The sequence below is a fragment of the Hydrogenophaga sp. genome (assembly GCF_965657535.1).
Classification (GTDB): domain Bacteria; phylum Pseudomonadota; class Gammaproteobacteria; order Burkholderiales; family Burkholderiaceae_C; genus Hydrogenophaga.
In genome coordinates this window covers 47,364-48,811 of record NZ_CBFHOP010000005.1, presented here as the reverse complement: position 1 = coordinate 48,811, position 1,448 = coordinate 47,364, and the positions used below count along the sequence as shown (strand labels likewise).

The following is a 1,448-nucleotide window of genomic DNA, read 5'->3' as shown; positions in this document are numbered from 1 at the left end:
GATGGTCAATCAAAAAAATTTAGAGGCACGGCGTGTTGCAAACACGCCCCACGCTGGCAGGGGCAAACGCTGCACGCCAAAGAAAAGAGGGCCGTCCAGGCTTGGGCGAAGGCACTGCCCACCCAGAAGGCTGCTTGAGCCGAAAAAGCCGCGCACAGGACACCGAAAAAAAATAAAAGTTTAGTACTAAATGATATTTTTATAGCTTGTATTGATTTTCTACGACCACCCGTCTTAAAACTCGCAATCGACCCCCTGTGCCCGCGACGACTGGCGACAAAACTCGACCAAAAACGACACAAACCGACAAAACCCGACATGACAACTTCGATTCGGGTCCACACCACGGCCAACACAGTGCGCACCCAACGTGGCAAGGCCAGGCAGCGCCCGGTGTGAGCGGAGGCTTGGGAGGCTGGTGGTGTTGAGGGGCGGAGAAAAGGTCAGCCAACGGGGGTAGGCCCCGCACGCGCAGGCTCCTCGGTTGGCAAGGCAGACGGGCAACGCCATCCGATTTGATCGGACCGTGGCGCATGGGGGCGCCCCATCTCAAACCCCTTGCCTTGGGGCGACAACGCCACAGGGATCAGGCGACGGTGAAAACGGCGTTTTGATAAAGGGACCGCTGCGGTCGCTCAGCAGCCGGCAACGTCTGCCGCGCAGGCCTCTGGTGTGGTGTTTTGCGCTGCTGGAAACGTATAAATCGGTTTTATGGCTTCACCGAACGCCCAACACCTCACCAGCCCTCACGCAGGCATGGGGCGAAAAACAATGGCACCCGTGAAGGCGTAGCCCTGGCTGTGCGCCGTTTCCACCGGCAGGGGGTAACCCAGCGTGTCGCGCACCTTGTTGCGTAGGCGCCGCACCAAAATTTCCATCCGGCGCAAATCGTAATAAGAAGGGTCATGGCCCAGACTCAGCACCAATTCCTGGCGCGCGACCACCCTCCCCGGGGACTCCGCCAACTTGGCAAGCAGTGCATGCTCTGACAATGTCAGCTTGACCGCCCGACCATCGGGCGACGCCAACTGCCAGGCCGTTTTATCGAGCGACCAGGCCTTGACCGGACCCGGCCGCAACCGCCGGGCCAAATTGAAGATCAGCGACGACAGCTCTTCCAGCTGGACGGGCTTGACCAGGTAAATATCGGCACCGGCACGCACCCCGCTCAAACGGTGGCGCACCTCGCCACGGGCCGTGGTCACCACCACACCCCGCTCTAGCCGCTGGGGCTGGGCAGAGAGCCAATCGAGACCATCGCCATCGGGCAATCCCAGGTCCAGCACCAACACATCGACCGCCTGCCGCTGCAGATGCAGCTCGGCCTCACGCAGGCTGCCCACGCCGTCGGCGCTCAGTCCCTCCATCTCCAAGTAGGTGACCATCGCTTCGCGCAGATCGGTCTCATCTTCAATGACCAACACGCGGGTCTGTGCGGGTGGCGTCAT

1 protein-coding gene is annotated in these 1,448 nt (G+C 60.8%); it reads right to left on the bottom strand.

Annotated elements, in window-relative coordinates:
• Positions 1-746: 746 nt before the first annotated feature.
• A complete protein-coding gene (locus ACTG4K_RS10135; RefSeq protein WP_439114087.1) occupies positions 747-1,448 on the bottom strand; it encodes a response regulator transcription factor in 702 nt (233 codons plus the stop codon).

Excerpts from the sequence above, each read along its gene's own strand:
- ACTG4K_RS10135 (WP_439114087.1), bottom strand. The coding sequence starts at position 1,448 with ATGACGCCACCCGCACAGACCCGCGTGTTGGTCATTGAAGATGAGACC.